We start from the raw sequence: 20,119 nt of genomic DNA, 5'->3' as shown, positions 1-20,119 counted from the left end.
GAATTCCTCAATCTTTAAGCTATATATTTTCCCCTAAAATAGGGAGCGAGTAAGCGTCAATAAATATTATGCGAGTAGTAGCCCTTGTACCTGGCGGAATTGGCGACCAAGTTCTCTTCTTTCCGACTCTAGATGACCTGAAGCGCCATTACCCTAACGCTCAGATAGATGTCTTTGTTGAACCCCGGTCAAAGGCTGCCTACCGAGTGAGCAAGTCAGTTCACGAGGTGCTGAACTTTGATTTTAATGACCGTAACAGTCTGGCAGATTGGGGTAATTTAGTAGGGACGATTCGCGATCGCGAATACGATGTTGCCATTGCTGTTAAGCAAAATTGGTTGGTGGGTCTTTTACTCTGGTTGACGGGAATTCCTATACGTATTGGCTACCAAGGCAAAGGATCGGGTTTTCTAACCCACGCTGTGCCATTTAAAGCATCCCAATATGCGGCGGCAGTTTACCATGACTTGCTGCAACCGTTGGAAATAAATAGCCCTGTCCCAGAGTTAGCAGTAAATGTGCCAAAACCAGATATTGAGTGGGCACAAAAGGAACAAAAACGTTTAGGGGTTCATGAAACAGGCTATATCTTGATTCATGGCGGTTCTGGCCAGTTATCCCAGGCTAAAGAACTGGATAAAATCTACCCTGTCGAAAATTGGCAGCAAATTATTCAAGCCTTCCAACAAAAGCAGCCGGATTTACCTGTGGTTGTTATTAAGGGAGTTGATGATGAGCAGTTTGTGCGATCGCTTCTGGAGTCTTCTCCAGATATCAAGGTGACTGCCCCAGATGATATTGGTAAGTTAACTGCCATAATTGCCGGGGCAAATTTGATGTTATCGACTGATAGCGCGCCATTACAACTGAGTGTTGCAGTCCAAACCTATACCATTGCCATCTTGGGGCCCAGCGATCCAGCTAAGTTGTTGCCGAAAAACGATAAATTCCTGGCTATTGAATCCCTCACGGGAAAAACGGCGGATATTTCACCAAACGCAGTTTTAGAGAAAATTTGGGGTGGCTAAACCAGTAGTTTCTCCCAATTTCTCCAATCAGTCTATTGGATATCCAATCTAGTTATGCGTTTGTTGAATGACCGCAAAACCTGGACGTGACAGTTAGATTTTGCGGTTATTCAGTAGTGAAGAAGGATACAAAATTCAGAATTCAGAATTCAGAATTCTGTAATCAGAATCAAGATGCTCTCTACGAGACGCTGCGCTATCCTCCAGTCGCTTAACGTTCTCCTGAATTCTTTCTTGTTAAAATATCCCAAAAAAAGCATCATCTAATTCATAACCCAGCATTTGGGCCATGGACTTTAGGCGCGAGAGGCTAGGGATGTCTTGTTGTTTGAGCCAATCCCCTAAGATAAAGATTTTATGCATCAAAAATATCTCTAAGGCTTCAGGATTGTACTGAATACCTTCTTGGGAACTAAACTGGTGTGGTACAAGCATGGCGGCATAACGAGCAAATTCTCCAGCTTTCCAATCTAATAAAAATGGCAACCAAGGGTATTTGGCATCTAGGCGCACAAACCACAGGCGCACCTCTGGAATTTCTGAGAGTTCCCGTGGATCGCCAGGTTCGAGATTGTAATTGATATCAAAGCGTAGCTGCTGTTCATGGGATATAACCCCATCTTGCAGCAGTTTTTCAATCACCGTTGACGCAGGCGACAGATCCAGATTGTTAATGAAGTCATTATTGAGTGCGATCGCAATTGTCATTGATTCAGCAGCCACTTTCTTGATGCTCAACTGTAGGATCGAGAATATACAGTAGCAGCTTTCAGGGATTGACGCTACATTGACTTTTAATAGCACAAAGTTTCCTTCACAAATCAATTAGTATTTACTGATACTTTTTTGCTGATAATTTCGTCAACCTATACAAGGTTTAGACACAAGTCTGAACTGCTTAAATTTATTTGATACTTTTACTTAATTTTCGCTATTTATAACAAATATACATCCAGTTACTAGCCCTGATATGAGCCACTGGCTATCGCCACTCACTTTACCGATTTTTACTAAAATTAAATGTTACTTTGATCGTTGCTATAATTACTCGCCTTTAACTAAATAATTACTACACGATTAATATGGTACGCCATTAGAATTAGCCTACTTGGGTAAGGCAATGCCTGCCCCAAGGTGGACATTTACAGCAAATTTAAGTTAAAGTTGTAATGAGTTTGTTTTAGATTAAGGTCTGACAAAGTAACCGTCAACAAGCAAAAAAAATCATTATCGCCACCTGTGACTTCCACAGCATCAAAAGCTAAAACATAAGTGCAGGTAAAACAGCAGCGTGCAATATCATTGCATATATTAAATAACCAATAAACATTTAGATGGGAAAATTCCCTCAACAGTTAACAAGCTGTAATATGCAAAAACAAACAATTACTACAAGACCAATTCGTTCCTTAGAAGATGCACTTGAGCGGTGTCAAATCCTGGGTATGCGCGTCAGTCGTCAGCGTCGTTTTATTCTGGAATTACTTTGGCAAGCAAATGAACATCTTGCTGCAAGAGAGATTTACGATCGCTTGAACCAACAAGGCAAAGAGATCGGCCATACTTCTGTTTATCAAAATTTAGAAGCATTATCCAGTCAAGGCATCATTGAGTGTATTGAACGCTGCGATGGGCGTTTGTACGGCAATATCAGTGACTCTCACAGTCATATAAACTGTGTGGATACAAATCAAATTCTTGATGTTCATGTGGAACTACCAGAAGATTTGATCCGCAAAATTGAAGAAGAAACAGGAGTGCGGATTACTGAGTACAGTATTAACTTTTTTGGCTACCGCAATCCGCAAGAGGGATAGGGAGCAGGGGAGCAGGGGAGCAAAGAAAAAGTTGCAGAAAGTTTTCCCCTCTGCACCTCTGCCTCTTGCGCCCAATGCCCTATTCTCCAATCGAATTAATTACCAAAAACTGTCTCATCATCGACATCATCATCATCTAAATCTACTGACAAAATTGCACCTTCACAGCTTTCAATTAGTCCGATCGCAGGGGTTTTGTTCCAATTAAGGTTTGTGTTTGGCGTGATTTTTACGGTGTTTAAAAAGGGCTGCTGCGATCGCAAATGTTTCAGTTTTTGAAACAACTCTTTAGAGAACAAGGCTCCATTATCAGCAGCCAATTTTTTGTTACTCGCAGCAAGGATGGCGTCAAATAAGCAGGCGTTGGTGAGATCGGCAGAATTAAGATTTGTCCCCATCAGGTTTGCCCGTTGCAGGTTTGCACCTGTGAGATTTGCCTGTTGTAGATTCGCACCTGCGAGGTTTGCATGTTGTAAGTTCGCACCTGCGAGGTTCACCTGTTGCAAATTGGCTCCAGCCAAATTCGCCCCTGTTAACTCCGCATTAGATAAATTTGTTTGCTCAAGATTTACCCCAGCTAACATCACTTGCCATAAAGAGGCTCCCGATAAATTCAGTCCAGCCAGAGACTTAATTCGGGTTGCAAAGGCACTTTTATGTAAAACCATTGTCCTAGCAATTAGCACACTCAACACTTCTGGATTGAATTCTGTCAAATTGACTGGATTCCCACAAGGCCAAAATGGAATTTTTGTTTCTCGGTAGCAAGCACAAAGCAATAAAAACACATTCAGTCCCACCCCAGCATTTACCTGTTCAATATTCACAGGGTTTTGCAGTGCATGAAAATTAGTCAAAGCGTTGTGGGCTATCCCCTCATCTAACCAACGTCCTTGACAGTAAGCACGCCAGAAAGATAAAAGACGTTGAAACAAAACTTCAAACGAAAATTTGTGCTTTTGCTGGCGACGCAATCCGGCGATCGCCAGTTCTTCAATTTCTTGGCTAAGTATGCCGTAACCTAGTAAATTATAAATATTCTGGGCCACGCTATTGGGATCGAGTACAAAAGTGGGCGTGCCATAAACCTCATCTTGGTACTGAGTCAGAAATTTAAGTTCGGCAGCAATAGCATCTGCACAAAGAGATTCTCCTAACTTGAGATGCGAAAACTCAATTAAACTACTTTTCGCTGCGCTTTCGCCTGAGCTTTCTACATTCCAAACTTTAAAATAAAACGCTGGTAAAGTATTAAATTCACCAGCCACATTAATTTGATGACGTTGCGAGTGTAAAATTTTGAGAGCGATCGCTTGCATCTGCTCAAGTAAATCTTGGGGATGACGATCGGCGAGTAAATTAGCGATCGCTTCTGGAGTCCGATGAATATGAGCTGTACCCGAACGCAGTAACATCGTCTTGATCCCACCAATTAGCGGATAACCCAACAACCATCGACTCAGCCGATGGTGAATTTCCCATAACAGAAAAGACTTTTGGGTATTAGCTGCTAACTGCAATAGTTCATCATCTAGCAATCCCTCGCGGTGCAAGAGGCCCAACAAATGTAGCATTAAGGGTTGACGGATAAGCGGAGATAATTCGCTTAACTTTGATTGGCTGTTAAATAACCCGGCCTGTTTTAATAATGTAAATAAATTTTGAGCAATGGGTAATGATTGCACTTTTGCCCACTGTTGAAACCATTGCTTGAATTCTTCCACATCCAATGGCTGAATAATAATTCGCTTCAACAATAGCGGTAGTTCTGAGACAATTTCTGGTAACGTAGTTGAGCGACTTGTCAACACAATTTTGTGGCGGTGCTGAGATTGAAAGTTCAGTAATTGCTGAATAAAAATTGCTTGTGCTCTAATCCCCTGAGCAGAATGGGGCAATTCATCCAAACCATCCAGCAGCAACAGACAAGGGAGATTTTCTTGCTCTAACCAAGTTGAAAGATTAACACCAAAGGCAGAGTTTAAAGTTTCGATTAAAGTTTTACCGTATTTTACATCTCGCAACCTAATTAATATAGGCATCCAAGTAGGGTACAATTCTTGTGCTACCTGTGCTGCCCAAAGCTGGCAAAAACTAGTTTTTCCATAACCAGGTTCTGACTCAATAACAGCGATCGTTTCTAAATCAGTTAGCTGTTGCTGTGCCCATGTTTTTAAGTCAACTGGTTTAACAACTTTTTTATCCTGCTCGGAAACATTTTCCTCTATTGGTAAGCCTTTTTGTGGCACATAGATATCCTTAAGAGCAAAGGATTCCATTAGCAAAGGGATACTGAGGTTTTTAATCAAACTTGCACGGTAATGTTCTCGGTGTAAATCAATTTTTTCACTGACTGTAGAACCAACTTCTGGGGTGATGAAATCGGGAGATAATGAAATCCCCAAACGGAAAAATTTTTGCAGTTGGGCTAAGGGTGCAGCATTCTCGGTGACGACTATCAATATGTCACCAGGAAGTGAGTTGACTAAACGCTGTGTTAGAAGTTTCGCTTCCAGTTCCTCTGCACCATTGGCAACTAACCAAGCAATAGCAGCGTTATTTATTTGTTGTACCAGCAATGAATCTGCAACCGAAGATAGTGCTTGTTCAGCTTGAGTATCAGTCAATTTACCTGGGCTGAGAGTTTTCAGCAATCCTTGTAGTTGCGGATCTTCGAGGATGAGTTTACCCACATCCTCTTTAAGTATGTGTGCTTGTATGGGTATAATTGCTCGGTCCAACCACGGTTTTTGTAGGCTTGCTTCCTGCTCTAGAATTGCTTGCAAAGCTTGGAGATAGGCAATTTGAAACGCTAGCCACGTGCCTTCATTACGTTTTAACGGTTTTTTTTGGCTGAGGCTACGCAATAGTTTTTCTGTCAACTGGGAAATGACACTGATTTCTTCCCAAACAATACTTAAGGGCAGTTCTAAAACCTCTACCAAGGTACAGATATCAAAAGGTATGAGGCTTTTGAGTTCCATATCCTGAACAATACGGTAGGCAATACCTGCCAATTGACCTCCAGAAAACCCTCTGATTTGATTGATTGCGATATGGCGTTCTGCCAACCAGTGCCGAATACTCAGGTTCATTTAATCACACAGTGAAAGCTGTTTATGGCAATTACGATCGATTTATCAGTTTGCGAAAACAGGTGACAATGGGGAAGACAAAGTTTTATATCAAAGTTGTTTTCTGATTGGTAAAAAACAGTGCCGATCTAATTAAGTGGACTATGAGCGATCGCCCTTTAAAATTATTGTTAATCGACCAAGACCCGATTTTTCGTCTGGGATTACGGGTAGCCCTAGAAGCGATTCCTAACCTAGAAGCGATCGCAGTTGTAGAAACTGATACCATTGCCTTGCAGATTCTAGCAGAAATTGCCGAAAAAGACCCTAACCAGGTAAATGTGGTAGTTTTAGAATTCGGCAATGGTCGCTCTACTACCAGTCAACAGCTAGGTTTACAATTCTGTCGCCAACTCAGAGCGTTATATCCTAACCTACCAATCCTGCTCCTCAGTTCTATTCAAGAGCAAGGACTGCTATTAGCTGCAAAATCTGTTGGCGTAAATGGCTACTGCCCCAAAGGTACACCACTTCCTGAGTTAGTCGCCGCCATACAAGAAGTTGTAGATGGTGGTTCTTACTGGTTGCAGGATACAGAAGCAATAATAACTCCTAACTCCTCACTCCTAACTCCTAACTCCTCATTCCCCTTCTTTAAACTGCGAAATAATTTACGTTTGTCAGGAATCGCTAACATTGACGCTACCCTAGCCGCAGTAACAACACAATTACAAATTCCTGGACTACCAGTACTAGATCGAGCCATTCTAGCTGGACAACGGCGAGAACTGCTAGCGGCTCATTGGTTGCTAAATCGATTGTTAGTTTCACCACAAGAAAGGCAAGAGGAACAGATTCCGGTTGCTGATGAGCCACCGCTGACTCCTTCATTGAGTAGTGCCATTCAGCAACGGCAAACTGTATCACCTTTACTTAGTCCGGGAACCCTACAATCTGCCTTGTTTACATCTTGTGCTACTAAACTTCAATTTCCTTTACAAAATGTCACAAATATACCTTTAGAAATTGATATCTTTCGTGAAGATAAAAAACGGGAATTACTTTATCTAATCCTACAAAAATTAGCTGAACAGTTGGATGAACTGCGTACTTCTCAAATAGAGATAAATCAATTATATGAACTAAAAAATACTTTACTATGTGATTTATGGCAAGCAGCAATTACAGATTTTTTTGGAAAATTTTCTCGGATAAAAATAGTTAATCAAAATATAGAAATTGTTAATTTATTGCTGCAAAATGCAGAAGTTGTACAGAGAGAGATTCTCAATCAAATTCCGCTAGTTTGTGAGTTTTATTCTTATCTTTTATTTCAAACAGAATTGAACATTGATAATACCTCCTATACAGTAGTGAGTGCCGAAGCTAAGTCCCAAGCATTAATGATTTTAGAAAACCTATTGATTCAGGTAGCGAATGGAGTAGTGCAACCACTGTTAAATTATTTAGCAGATGTAGAAGAGATTAAACAAAACTTTTATGGACGCCAATTGATTTCTACAAGAGAAATTGAACGATTTAGAAATGATTTGTCGTGGAAATATAGGTTAAAAAATTATATAAACGAGCCAAAAGCAGTTTTTGAAAGTCGCTATGAGCTATTTGTAATTGCGCCTCGTGGCATTGCCAATACTTCAGTTTATGCACCTCGAAATCAGGAGTTAGTAAAACTTTCTAATATTCCCTTAGTAGTGACATTGCTCCTAGAATTTAGTGATGCGATCGCACCGCGTTTAAAATCACTATTAGCTGTTTTCGGTAGCGGTATAGTTTTTATCCTTACCCAAATAGTTGGTCGGGGTTTAGGTTTAATCGGTCGTGGTATTCTTCAAGGTATTGGTAGCGTTTCGTCAGTAGAAAAGAACTTTAGACGAAATAGCGATCGATCTAAGTGAAGAGTAGGGGGGGATGAAGGAGACAAGGGGGACAAGGGAAATAACTTAATGACAAATGACAAATGACAAATGACAAATGATTTTATCGGACTAGCAATTTCTTATGTTTACGCTATCAGTCTGCTTGTGATTGGCGAGGGACTACGTAAGCTGTTTGGTGTAAAGCCAGATTTGACTCGCAAGGTAATCCATATTGGTGCAGGGATGTGGGCTTTCGGAGTCCTGCTACTGTTTAAACACTGGGAAATCGGAATTATACCTTTTGCTACCTTTATCGGACTGAACTACTTGTTTTACCGCTACCGAATCATCGGCGCAATGGATACCCAGGATAGCTCACCTGGTACAGTTTATTTCGCTATCTCAGTGACACTGCTGTTCGGGCTACTGTGGCGACCAGATGGGCCAGTAGATAGCGTTGCGGTCGCCGTAGCTGGGATAATGGCGATGACCTGGGGTGACGCACTAGCAGCATTAATCGGTAAACGTTTTGGGCAGCATAAATACCAAGTGGGAAATTCTGTACGCTCTTGGGAAGGTTCAGCAGCAATGTTTGTAGCAAGTACAGTAGTGATTTTCTTAGTGCTGTTACTGCTACCTGGTTCGTCGCTGAGTCCCCTAGCAACGCCTTTAAGTTTAGGATGGGCATTGTTGACGGCGGTGGTAACTGCTACTTTTGCAACCCTAGCAGAGGCAGTCTCGCCTCACGGCACAGATAACCTCAGCGTACCTCTAACAGCTGCGGGAGTAGTTTGGATTTTCATGCAGGGTTTTTAAGGCACTCCCAATTACCTCGTTCCCAGCCTACGGCTAGAATTTCAACCACTCATAATATAGATTCTCAATAAAAACAGCTATTTCACTGAGATGTCTGCGGCGGGCTATGACGCTCGACGGCTCACTAACGCTGCGCTATCGGTATCGCACTATTAAATCGATGATTTATACCCCTAATTTTTAGCACCTAACTTTGGAGTACTGAACCTCAATACTACAATACTACTATTTTGGAATTGGCAGTGTTCGGAAACCTAATACTCAAAAGCAATTTAGGCTCGTGCCTTTAGCTTTAAAAGGTGTAGTAAAGAAAGCACCAGCACAAGTAGCTATCACATCATTTTTACATGGCGATAAACCAACTCCATATCAAATAAGATACAGCACTTTGCAACTAAATGAAGTACAGAAGCAAGGATTCACAAATCAAATTATTCTTCTCCCTCCAGCAAGAACTGCCTTCTGCCTCCTGCCTCAAAACCAGTGACTTTGTACCTCATGCAAAAGAAAACTGCTGTATGAAAGTGCTATAAATTTTGATTTGACCAAGCAAATACTTCCAACTAACTATACAACTACAGGAAAAAGTGTTTTAGGCATTAATTTAGTATTAACAACAACCGGAGGAGAATTAGAGTTGACAGATAGAAAATTTGCACTTCAACAAAAATAAGAAGCTCAATTTTGAGGGATGCTTCCCAATTCTGATGACGTTGCGTTTGCAATCAAGGTGCTGTCAATATTGGCAAAGGCAGTGTCCTTGTGGAAGTCAGTAATGATATAGGACTCATATCTGATTTTTGAACAAGATTTCAAATAAAATCTTGATAAAACGAACTTTTCAGTCTCAGGATGTTTTCAGAAATCAAATCGGAGTCCTATATCAGTACCTTGTTTGAGTTATTATAGTGACAACTCCGTGCGTAAATGCTAATTCCAATTGCGGCGGAAATGGAAGAAGCCTTCTAAAAACTCTTGCAAAGGAATGTTGGTATTTAACTTTTGCTTACTCCACTCTCTTGCAGTTCGTTCCAGAATTTCTGAGAAACTGGGATAGGCAGGAGATAAATTTGCTAGGTGTTTTACTTTAATTTTTTGTGATATTGCCAAGGCAATCAAATTAATTAATTCTCCAGCTTCTGCCCCTAATATCGAAGCTCCTAAAATTTCCCCATTGCGTAGCACAATTAATTTACACATACCAGTGGTTTCATCCCGAAGTTGGGCTGCTGCCACTGTTTTAAAATACTGTCGCAAAACTAAAACTTCATCTCGACGAAATTGATGTTTTGCCTGTGCCTCTGTCAAACCCACTTGCGCTAGCATCGGCGTAGAAAATATCGCCCAAGGAATTGAAGAATAATTTACTCGTAATCTAGGGAAAAATAGTGCATTCTTCAGGGCAATTTTTGCTTCATAATTAGCGATATTGGCAAAGTCGTAACCACCAATTATATCACCACAAGCATAAATGCGGTGGTTGGTGGTTTGCAGTTTATCATTTACCACTAAGCTACGCCGATGCCATTTCACACCTACTGTTGCCAAATTTAGGGATTCAAGATTCGGCTGTTGGCCAGTCGCCACTAAAATTTCATCAGTTTCAATGGCCTTATCTCCTGCTTGAATCCACTTTTTATTTTCAATTACCCTCACCTGAGTTACTGGTTTTTTGGTGAGTACGCGCACACCTTCGACTTCTAACTGCGCCTGAAGCAATGTGGCTATCTCAGGGTCTAGATATGGAAGAACATAAGGATGCTTGACTACCAGCGTCACATTGCAACCAAACCTTGCTAAAGTTTGAGCAATTTCAATACTTTGGGGAATTCCACCGATAATTACCCAATTTTTGGGTAATGTCGCTCCCTGAAAAGATTGCCAAATATTAGAAAGGGTTAGATAGCCAGTGGCTTGTAATCCTTCAATCTCTGGAATTTCTGGACGCGAACCAATGGCTAGCAAATAAGTACGGGCACGTAGTAGGCGATTGTTAACGGCAAAAGCCAATTGGGGCGAAGATTGAAACTGACCACTGCCAACGATCGCATCGACTCCCTGCGCGGCTAGAATGGCTGGGGAATGCTGTTCTTGGAGATTTGAAGCGACGCATTGAGCATACAGCATCGCCTCTTGCCATGCCATAGATATATGGCATTCTTCTGAGGTATCAGTGTGTGTAGCATGAATACCAAAACCAGCCGCATCCTTCAACTTCTGCGCTAGTTTACCAATTTCGGTAAGAGCATGGTGATGAGTAAACCCGTAGTCTACTTTGGGTTGTACCAGGGCAACTGTAGCACGTAGTTGGGTTGCAGCAAGTGCAGCATAGTATCCAGCAATACTGCCACCAATAATTACAACATCGTAGTCATTTGTCATTTGTCATTTGTCATTTGTCATTGGGTATTGGGCATCGGGTATGGGGGAAAATGAAAAATTACCTCATTTTCCCTATTTCCCTACTCTCCACTCCCCACTCAGCACTGAATTTAGCGCTGTTAGTAAGCGTTGGTTATCGGACTCTTCACGTACAGCAACCCGGAAAAAGCGATCGCCTAGTTTTTTAAAACTAAGGCAATCGCGGATTAAAATTTGGTGATACTTGAGTAATTGTTGCTGTAACTGAGAAGTAGATTTTTGGGACTCAACCAGTAAAAAGTTAGCAGCACTTGCTTGGGGTTGCAATCCTGGGATTTCAGCTAAACCCTGAAACAGTTGGTTTCGTGCAGGTGGTAGCCATGTCCAAGTTTGCTGCTGAAACTCCGTATCCTGGAGTGCCGCAATTGCCGCTGCTGCGGCTAGTGTGTTTACGGGCCAAGGATCTCGCCATAGCTGCCATTTAGCTAGGCAGTCAGGATGTGCGATCGCATATCCCAATCGCAGTCCTGGGAGACTGTAAAATTTGGTCAGCGATCGCAATACTACTAAATTTGGATATTCCTGCACTACCGGAATCAGGCTTTGTTCCTCATTAGGCGGCACGAAATCCATAAATGCTTCATCCACCACAACCAAAGCAAATTGCTCCAGGTAGGGCAAAATAGACTCCCGTGAAAATAGTTTTCCGGTTGGGTTATGGGGGTTATTCAACAATAGTCCTTTGTCATTTGTCCTTTGTCCTTTGTCAATGACCAATATTTCTCTACCAGAGGCTGCGCCAACGGCAAAGCTCAGTACAAGTGACCAATGACCAATGACTGATACTTCGGCTTCGCTCAGTACAAGTGACAAAGGACACTCCAGCACATTAGCGTTGTACGCTGCCAAGGTTCGGTAGTAATCGCCAAAGGCTGGAGTGATTAAAATTGTCGCGGCTAATTGAGCTAATTCCCTACCGATTAAAGTGAGTAATTCTGCGGAGCCGTTACCCGGCAGAATCCACTCAGACGGCAATTGATGGAAGTGACTGAGAGCTAGTCTCAGTTCACTATAGTTTGGGTCTGGATAGTGCTTAAGATTACCAATTTGGGACTTAATAGCAGCGATCGCGCTGTTTGGAGGTCCCAACGGGCTGATGCTAGCAGAAAAATCCAGAATAGCATCAGGGGGACAGCCAGCCAGTGCTGCTGCCCAGGCTAAATTTCCCCCGTGTGCAGGTTGCCGCATTAAAAAAGGGTTCCCGAAGACAGAACCTATGCTTTTGGGGGTGCTACCTTTTCTCTAAACAGTTTTCCTGCGGAGAAGGCAGGAACCCTCGTCGCTGGAATTTCCATTTTTTCATTTGTTTTCGGGTTGCGACCTTCACGGGCTTTACGTTCCCGTGATTCAAATGAGCCAAATCCCACCAATGTCACCTTATCACCAGAGGAAACCGCTTCAATAATCGTTTCCAGAGCGGCAGTTAAGACTGCATCCGCTTGTTTCTTGGTAACACTAGCCTTTTCAGCTACGGCATCAACTAATTCACCTTTGTTCATGTCAAACTCCTGAAGGTTTACTTGAGATTTCAGTACGGATGCACATTAATACATTCATACTGAAATCTTTGTTCGCAGAAATACAAAAATCATCCTTTGGGAGTATTTTCACTCAAAACGGCTGTACATCCCATCGGCTCGACTTTTCAATGAATCATTCTAAGGTGTTGTAGCCTGATGTGGATAGATGAAACCATTAATTTATATAGATTTCAGGATTTTTTGTAATTTTAGGGTACTTGTTTCACTAAAAACCACCCCAAAAGTAGGAAAAAATACCTAGTAAATCCCGCAATTGCAAAGAAAACAGGGGAGTGGGGAAGTGGGAGATGGTCAATGTTTGTTGGCATTCATTACCGATGTTGAAGAGTTATTGCTGAGATTAACCAATTTCTATGGAAATTGAAGGCTCAGATTCCCGATTTCTCTAAAAAGTCGCAGATTTTGCTCACTTTTTATCTGATGTGGAAAATCCAATGGGAAATTTAACCCCATAGCAAGCTTCTTTAGTAGCGAAGAGGGAAAAATTAAAGCTTCTCCCGTAGAAGGCTATCCATTAGTCACATGTTTCTTAACATTTGTGCCGCGATCGCTGCCACAACTTCTTCTGGTACGTTTATTACGTGTAGGTTGCTTCGACCTAGTATTATGACGAACGCAGGCACTCAACAAATCTTTGTAATAATAAATGCTGAAAGCCCCTAAGTATGTGGCTGTTGAATATCCGCGCATTCATGCCGAGTGAGTCAATCTTTAGCAGAAATTTTTTGTTGCACCCAAGCCCGAAAAGCACGGGTAGTAGCAATTTCCCCATTCTTTTTAGCTTCTTGAATAAACCGAGGAATCTCCTTCACCGACACAGACGCAAAAGTAGGGCTGCTTTGAACTTCTGAATATTGTCCACCTGCAAGCGTGTAAACTCTCAACACACTGCCGTTATAACGCCAAAATTCGGGAACTCCCATTGCAGCATAAAGCCTCAGCTTGTCTATTGCAGACCTGGAATATTCCACCTCCAGTAACAGGTCTGGGGGTGGGTCGATAGCTATATCAATATTTTCTTTATCTCGAACTAGGGCTTCATTTTGAATGTAGTAGCTACTGTCTGGCTCGGCTCCCTTCTCTAAATCATCTCGCGTTAAAGTTAGCGAACCAGCGCGTTTAATTTCCCAGCCCAACTCTTCGCACAATACACCAACAAAAACTTCTATTAAGCGATTTGAGTTTTCGTGTGGCATTTGTGGGGTCATAATTTCTATCGTTCCATTGTCATAAGCAAATCGGGAGTTTCGCTCTGAACCCATTTCAGCCAGTATGGTTTTAAATGTCTGCCAGCTGAGGTTTTGCAGTAAAACCCTATTTTCTGCGGATGTTTTTATTGCCACCATAATTCAGTTCTTTGCAACAAACCTTTTCCAGTACTGTATCCCTTAATATTACTGTTAAGAGGATGTTTGAAAAGTATGGGGCGAATAGAATTCGCTACTACACGAAACTTAGTCCACCTCCGTGGACTAATATAAAATCAAGGGTTTTTAACCTGCGGAGGCGGGTTTTGTCTGTATAGCCGCGACTTTTAGTCGCCCGTTGAGTTATAAATTAGACTTTTCAAACAACCTCTAAGAAATAGTAATTCAATCAAAAATAGAAAATACATTAATACTAGTTACTCGATGCATGGGCTTTGTTCTTTTCTCGGTTGTGACTAATTCCTCTGCACCAACTGACAACGCCGCAGCTACATGAAGCGCGTCCATAGCTGCTAAACCATACTGGAAGCAATTTGGTAAGCCTCCTGAACAATATAAGTCAAATCACTCGCCCAGTAGGTAACATCACTAAAAAACTCTTCATAGAATTGAGCTTCTTCGCTTTGCTTGTTAAAAACTGCTTTTGGACTTACCTCCAATTTGACAAACTCACTACAAGCAAATTACCGTTGTGAATCTCCTAATATTTCAAGGGCTTTATCGGCAATTCTACCAACACCATCTGTTGCGCTGATTAATACCCCTGAATCAATATAAGTTATTTTCATTCTTCTCTACCCTGTAGCCCACCTCTGCGACTGGCGAGTTCTTTTCCGATTTCATCTTCATCTAATAAATGTTTACCAGAAGCAACAATCCTAGTGCGAATTTGCTGCAAACGTTCTCCCAATGGGATTTTATTTGCAGAGTTTTTCAAACCAAGAAATTCAACAAAATCTAAAACTTCCTCTTGTTTATCTTGTGGGAGAGAACGCCACTTTGTTAATAACTCTTGTTCTGAACTCATTAGTATTTACCCACTACTGTTACTTCTATTGGGATTGGGTATTTTTATTAGACATGTCCTTAAAACAAAATTTATGCAAAAATGATACAGAAATAAAAATTATAGTGCATCAGCTATGACGAGTCCTTTAGTAAAAATCGAATCAAATCCCCAGTCAGCAAAACGATTGATCGGTATTAATTATGAACAGTTTATGACATTAGTTGTGCTGGCAGAACAACGACATAATCAGAAACAAACAGAAATTGAAAAAAATAAAGTTCGTCTTATTGCTCCTGGTGGTGGACGTAAATCAGAAATGTCTCCCAAAGAAGGGGTCTGTTTATGTCTAGTTTATCTTCGACAAAAACCAACTTTTGATATTTTAGGTTTATTATTCGACATATCCAAAACTAAAGCAAATGATGCGTTTAATTATTGGGTAAAGATTTTGAGAGAGATATTACCAGCTTCTCAAATGGAAGAGGTACAAGGAGATAGTCAGAAATATCAAGAACTACGTAAAATTCTTTGTGAGCATGAATTGATTGTAGATAGTGCAGAACAAGCTATACAAAGACCTGTAGACTATGAAGAACAAAAACAGCACTACTCTGGCAAGAAAAAAATGCATACCCTGAAAAACCAGTTTATTGTGTTGCCCAATGGAGAAGATATTGTTGACATTTATATTGGAAAATTAGGAAAAACAAGTGATATTAATTTATTCCGAGAAACACGAGGTAAATTTGATTCTCAACAAAAATTTATTGGAGATAAAGCTTACATAGGAGAGTCAACAATTACCACACCTTACAAGAAACCCAGGAAGAAAGAAATTTCGGAATTCCAGAAAAAAGAAAACCAGCAGTTGTCGTCTAGAAGAATAGGTGTTGAACATTTGATAGGAAAAGTAAAAATCTTTCGAGTCGCCAGTGATAAATTTCGTTTAGCAAGGCACAAGTATAGCCAGGTAATTATGTCCGTTTGTGGGTTAGTCAGACTACGGCTTAATTGTTTGCTTTCACTAGATATTAATATTTAAATTATTTTGCAGCAAATAACTTTTATTTCTATCAATAGTTTTGCCCTTAAACTGATAATTTAGCCGTAATCTATGCTCAAACCCCTATTCTTTCGTATACCTAATCTAGCGATCGCACATTGCCTTGTAATCGCTGAAATTCATTTGCCGTATACATTTACCATTTTCGGATAAGTCTATTCTAGAATGACATTTAAACTTAATCCTACTCGTGAACAAGAAAATCCCCGACTTCTTTAAGAAGTTGGGGATCTGACCCTTTAGCAGAAATGACTCACTTACTCATTATCTTTAATTACCTGCCAGGAACCTTCAACCCACGACGCTCAAGGATTTGCCGCACTTCCGGGCTAGGAGCGTAGTTATAGCCGTAAGAGGAGTTCTCTGAGTCATCCATAATCTGAGGTGTAAGCAACACAATTACCTCTTGACGCTGGTTCTGTCGGTTTGTACTTCTAAATAGCGAACCAATCAGTGGAAGATCGCCTAAGATAGGAATTTTGGTGACAGCTGTCCGATCTTGGTCTTGAATTATACCACTCAGAATCAGTGTCTGACCATCTCGTAAGCGAATTAAGCCAGAAGTAAGGGAGCGCTCAGACACTAAAATAATTTGTCCATTTCCTGTATTTGCTGGGGCAGAAGGAGCGCTGACAGTAGGAGCAACTGATAAAGAAACGAACCCATTATCGTCAATCCGCTCAATTTTTACACTCAAGGTTAAGCCAACTTTTTGTTTCTCAATTGTTCTTTCTGTCCTAGAACCACCAGAAGTATCAGTTGTTTCAAGGGTTATATTTCCCACTACTTCTTGAGTCAGATTCACCAGAGCCTGCTGACCTTCTTGCACAATTAAGGTTGGATCGGTCAAAATCTTGGCATTGCCATTTGTAACCTGAGCCTGCAAACTAGCGAGAAGACGCTTGGGGAACTGTATCGGCGCTGCAATAGTGCTAACAATATTATTGGCGAATGGTGTACTAGTCAAGCTAGTTCTCGCTTCATCACTAGTAGCTGGTCTTCTACCGCCAAAATTCAGAGATGCGACACCACCATCATTGCTAAAGTAGTTGTTACCAACCCCAAAAGAAAAGCTAGTGTTGTAGTCTTGAATGTTTGAGAGGTTGACATCAATAATCTTGACGTTAACTACCACTTGACGACGGCGGATATCAAGCTGAGTTAGTTGAGCCATAGCAATCTCAATCAGTCTAGGAGGGCCAATTAAGGTCAGGGAATTGGTGCGCTCGTCTCCTAATGCCTGTAAACCTCTTAATAATGGGCTAGAGTCTTGAAAATTAGCGCGTTGGGTTTCTAGTCTGGTTTCCGTGGTCGTCTGAGTTTGAGTGATGGGAGCAGCGGCAGTACCCACGGCTACAGCATTAACACTGGTAACTTGTCGTTCGCGGCTGACGGCACTTTCTGCTCCCAGGCCAACCAAAAAATTCAGAGCGCTTCCCACCGTTACCTGATTGAGTCGCACACTACGCATAATCATGTCACGAGTTGCATTAGGTAGTTTAGCCCCGACAAAAACTGTACGACCACTACGGTTAGCTTCTAAACCACTCAGGCGCAAAACGTAGTTAAATACATCTTGCACTGGCTCATTTTCTATATCTAGCGAGATTGTTTGAGAAACAGCTGGTGCATTAGCACCGCCACCTGGTTGACCTCCACCAGCTTGCTCACCTCCTACGTAAGCCAAGTTCAAACCAGCAGCACGAGCAAGCAATGATAAAACCTCACGTACTGGGGCATCTCGCAGTACTAGACGAGGCACACGTTCCTGAGTTGCTAAGTCAACAGTGCTAGGAGAAGCATCGGTAGCCGAAATAGCAATATCTCCCACTGGTGGGGCAACGGCTCGAGGTAAGAACGGTGGAGCCTGACTTAGAGGTTGACCTGGTCCAGCAGCTTGTGCAGGTTGTCCGTCAATAGTGACTTGCGGGTTAGGAACGAGAACACCTGGATTTTGACCAGGTTGGGCTGGAGTTGTAACAGGTGGTGCTGTGGATATTGGGGCTGTTGGCGTTGGCGCTGATGCTGTAGTGCCTGTTGAAGGGCTAAAGCTGAGTGTAATTCCATTTGGCGATCGCATCACAGGTTGACTGCCAGGTGCATCGTTGCTGCCAGTTACCATCACCCGAATGCTATTAGCATCAAGCTGACTAACCTCAACAGAGGCAATTCCTGGTGCTGGGTTATCTTGACGAAAGCTATTACCTTGTGGTAATCGTAATTGAGTGTTGATAACATCAGCGACTAAAGCCTTGCCTCTTTTTGTAGTGAAAACTTGGGGGCGCGACCCGGAAGAAGTTTTCAAAGCGACGCTAATTCCACCATTAACTGTATTTAACTGGACATCAGTAACTTGACTAATTTGTGCCCAAACTGGTTGAGCTGCCAAAAATACCAAAGCAGCAGTACCTAAAATAAAACTATTACCGTGAAGCTGTTTCACAGTTCATTCCTCACCTTATAAAACCTTGTTTACAAACAATTTTGAGTAGGCGCTTAGAAACCACACGCCAATTGCTTATGGGGTTTCCCCATTGGCGCTAGTCTCTCCTTTTTGGAGAAGATCGCGTTGGCTTAACTACACGAGACTTTGCCCACCTACCCTGCGGCAAGGCCAAGGGCGAACGTGAGTTTACAAAACCCTCAATTATTTCCTTAGTCTGTGGGAAGGGTTTGTCTACGCTTGTGTAGCCACGAATTCTATTCGTCCTAGCTCTAATTTGACTACTTTTTCGGGGCAGCTTTCGCTGCTGCCGCTATTTCTTCTGGACTAAGTGGCATCAATACCTGTAATTGGAATGATGTATTAATCGCTGCTGGGCCTACCTGCATCGGCGTTTTATCTAATGGGGATATTGACTCTGCTGGAGCCAAAGTTGCTTGATAATCTTTAACTATTAACAAAGGCTGTAACCGCTCAATGTTACGAATTATCGATTGTGTTTGTTCATAAGTTGCTGTAATCTCAGCGCTGATAGTACTGCGTTGCAGCTTGCCGTCAACCCCTAGTCCTAGACTTCCATCGACAATCGGTTCTGGTTTTTGGGAAATAGGCACATATCTCTTCAGTTTGGCTCTTACTGCATTAATAGAAGTTGCACTATTGCCAGACTCAATTAAACGGTTCAAATCCAACAGTAATGTATCTAAGGTTTTTTCGTTAGCAAATAAACTTAAAACCTGAACTTTTTGCTGCTTTGCCTGTGCTAGTGCGTCTTTAACTTTGTCAATCTGTTTGATATTGGCTTTTTTTTGCTCAATTTGCGCTTGCAGTTCAGAGCTTTTGGCTTGCTGCTGCTGATAGCTTTCCCAAGCTGGCATCAGCAGGTTTAAAAATATATAAGCTGCTCCCGCTAAACCAACTACCCCCACCAAGATCCCAATAATTTTTGGTGTGAAGGCAATACCAAATACCACAGGTGCGGCTGGCGTTGCCGGATCGAATTCCCCACCTTGTTCGGCAAAATTTAAATCATCACTCAGCGTCATTTTGAAATGACTCCTGTTTGTTGCATATTACGAATTCGAGTTACTAACCCCACTGTGCCTTTTTTTTCCAACTCTCGAATTAATTCCGACGCTGGAACGTCGTTCATGCTCGATTGAATAGTGTATTTAACTACTTGAGGTGGCTTAATTACTACGTTGTTAGAAGATTGACTCGCACTTGCTGTTAAGGGAGCATCTACTAACGCTGCTGTCAGAATTCTGGTTTCTGTAGGCTTCAAAAACTGAGATTGTTGTAAACTCAATAAGAAATCATTGACATCATTAAAGGAACGAGCCAATCCGTTAATTTCTAATCCCCCCGCGGGATTATTTGGTGGCTGACCTGCCGCTACTGCAATGGGTGGGATTTGCTTGATGTTCTCGATTTGCACTGCCGTTGGGATGCGATCGCGCAAATCTTGCAGCATTGCTGACCAAGGACGAATCTGGTCAAATACAGTTACTAAAGCTTGGGTTTCACCTTTAATTGCATTTGTCTCGGCTTTGATTTTGTTAATATTTCCTATTTCTGTATCTAACCTCTTGCTTTCTTGATCTAGTTGTGCAATCTGACCATCTAATTCAACAATCTTCCCTTGCAGCAACCACCAACCAACTCCTAATAAAACCGGAAGACCTATACCTACTGCAACTCCTACATACAGTAGTGTCAAATCCCCCGTAGGAAGTTTTAGGGCTATTCCTCCTTGTTTTTCTGGCTTTTTCTGGTATGCTGGGCGGTCTTTAAGAAAGTTAACATCTAAGCTGTACATTTT

Annotated in this window: 16 protein-coding genes; 5 read left to right on the top strand and 11 right to left on the bottom strand. The window is 41.8% G+C overall.

All coding sequences use genetic code 11. The features are described from left to right. Positions 1 to 68: 68 nt before the first annotated feature. Complete coding sequence (locus AC1F2U_RS11795) at positions 69 to 1,028, top strand: glycosyltransferase family 9 protein (protein WP_480261300.1); 960 nt, start codon at positions 69 to 71, stop codon at positions 1,026 to 1,028. Positions 1,029 to 1,265: 237 nt separating this feature from the next. Here the strand turns inward: AC1F2U_RS11795 and AC1F2U_RS11790 are convergent, their stop codons facing one another. Continuing rightward, positions 1,266 to 1,736 carry a CRR6 family NdhI maturation factor gene (locus AC1F2U_RS11790; RefSeq protein WP_322660441.1) on the bottom strand — a complete coding sequence of 157 codons (471 nt, stop codon included), beginning with the start codon at positions 1,734 to 1,736 and terminating at the stop codon, positions 1,266 to 1,268. A gap of 662 nt (positions 1,737 to 2,398) precedes the next feature. Between AC1F2U_RS11790 and AC1F2U_RS11785 the strand changes: the two genes are divergently transcribed. After that, positions 2,399 to 2,845, top strand: a complete 447-nt coding sequence (locus AC1F2U_RS11785) for a Fur family transcriptional regulator (RefSeq protein WP_334815878.1) — start codon at positions 2,399 to 2,401, stop codon at positions 2,843 to 2,845. A 95-nt stretch (positions 2,846 to 2,940) separates the two neighbouring features. Here AC1F2U_RS11785 and AC1F2U_RS11780 read toward each other — a convergent pair whose 3' ends face one another. Continuing rightward, on the bottom strand, positions 2,941 to 5,940 hold the full coding sequence (locus tag AC1F2U_RS11780) for a pentapeptide repeat-containing protein (RefSeq protein WP_480261299.1): 3,000 nt from the start codon (positions 5,938 to 5,940) through the stop codon (positions 2,941 to 2,943). Between the two features lie 143 nt (positions 5,941 to 6,083). On the opposite strand from AC1F2U_RS11780, the gene AC1F2U_RS11775 reads away from it, so the two are divergent. Together AC1F2U_RS11775 and AC1F2U_RS11770 are read left to right on the top strand one after the other, a co-directional pair. Continuing rightward, the gene (locus AC1F2U_RS11775) at positions 6,084 to 7,835 is read left to right on the top strand and encodes a DUF3685 domain-containing protein (RefSeq protein WP_480261330.1); all 1,752 of its coding nucleotides are present in this window, start codon (positions 6,084 to 6,086) and stop codon (positions 7,833 to 7,835) included. A gap of 69 nt (positions 7,836 to 7,904) precedes the next feature. After that, on the top strand, positions 7,905 to 8,612 hold the full coding sequence (locus AC1F2U_RS11770; protein WP_480261298.1) for a diacylglycerol/polyprenol kinase family protein: 708 nt from the start codon (positions 7,905 to 7,907) through the stop codon (positions 8,610 to 8,612). Positions 8,613 to 9,542: 930 nt separating this feature from the next. Here the strand turns inward: AC1F2U_RS11770 and AC1F2U_RS11765 are convergent. From AC1F2U_RS11765 to AC1F2U_RS11740, 6 genes are all read right to left on the bottom strand, one after another. Then, positions 9,543 to 10,994, bottom strand: coding sequence for a dihydrolipoyl dehydrogenase family protein (locus AC1F2U_RS11765; RefSeq protein WP_480261297.1), 1,452 nt, complete (start codon positions 10,992 to 10,994; stop codon positions 9,543 to 9,545). Positions 10,995 to 11,066: 72 nt separating this feature from the next. Further along, on the bottom strand, positions 11,067 to 12,221 hold the full coding sequence (gene cobD / locus AC1F2U_RS11760) for a threonine-phosphate decarboxylase CobD (protein ID WP_480261296.1): 1,155 nt from the start codon (positions 12,219 to 12,221) through the stop codon (positions 11,067 to 11,069). Between the two features lie 26 nt (positions 12,222 to 12,247). Further along, complete coding sequence (locus tag AC1F2U_RS11755) at positions 12,248 to 12,532, bottom strand: HU family DNA-binding protein (RefSeq protein ID WP_010998076.1); 285 nt, start codon at positions 12,530 to 12,532, stop codon at positions 12,248 to 12,250. 746 nt (positions 12,533 to 13,278) lie between these two features. Continuing rightward, entirely contained in the window at positions 13,279 to 13,920 is a 642-nt protein-coding gene (locus AC1F2U_RS11750) for a Uma2 family endonuclease (protein WP_480261295.1), read from the bottom strand. 246 nt (positions 13,921 to 14,166) lie between these two features. Then, complete coding sequence (locus AC1F2U_RS11745) at positions 14,167 to 14,289, bottom strand: hypothetical protein (protein WP_480261294.1); 123 nt, start codon at positions 14,287 to 14,289, stop codon at positions 14,167 to 14,169. A gap of 277 nt (positions 14,290 to 14,566) precedes the next feature. Further along, positions 14,567 to 14,809 carry a hypothetical protein gene (locus AC1F2U_RS11740; RefSeq protein WP_480261293.1) on the bottom strand — a complete coding sequence of 81 codons (243 nt, stop codon included), beginning with the start codon at positions 14,807 to 14,809 and terminating at the stop codon, positions 14,567 to 14,569. Positions 14,810 to 14,924: 115 nt separating this feature from the next. On the opposite strand from AC1F2U_RS11740, the gene AC1F2U_RS11735 reads away from it, so the two are divergent. Continuing rightward, on the top strand, positions 14,925 to 15,833 hold the full coding sequence (locus tag AC1F2U_RS11735; protein ID WP_480261292.1) for a transposase: 909 nt from the start codon (positions 14,925 to 14,927) through the stop codon (positions 15,831 to 15,833). 295 nt (positions 15,834 to 16,128) lie between these two features. Here AC1F2U_RS11735 and AC1F2U_RS11730 read toward each other — a convergent pair whose 3' ends face one another. From AC1F2U_RS11730 to AC1F2U_RS11720, 3 genes are all read right to left on the bottom strand, one after another. Beyond that, positions 16,129 to 18,297, bottom strand: coding sequence for an AMIN domain-containing protein (locus AC1F2U_RS11730; protein ID WP_480261291.1), 2,169 nt, complete (start codon positions 18,295 to 18,297; stop codon positions 16,129 to 16,131). 281 nt (positions 18,298 to 18,578) lie between these two features. Beyond that, complete coding sequence (locus AC1F2U_RS11725; protein WP_480261290.1) at positions 18,579 to 19,343, bottom strand: pilus assembly protein PilO; 765 nt, start codon at positions 19,341 to 19,343, stop codon at positions 18,579 to 18,581. After that, complete coding sequence (locus tag AC1F2U_RS11720) at positions 19,340 to 20,116, bottom strand: PilN domain-containing protein (protein WP_480261289.1); 777 nt, start codon at positions 20,114 to 20,116, stop codon at positions 19,340 to 19,342. Before AC1F2U_RS11720 ends, AC1F2U_RS11725 begins: the two co-directional genes overlap by 4 nt. Positions 20,117 to 20,119: the final 3 nt, after the last annotated feature.

It is taken from the genome of Nostoc sp. LEGE 12454 (genome assembly GCF_056620565.1).
The sequence above is the reverse complement of the archived record's forward strand: the minus strand, read 5'-3'. Positions and strand labels throughout refer to the sequence as shown.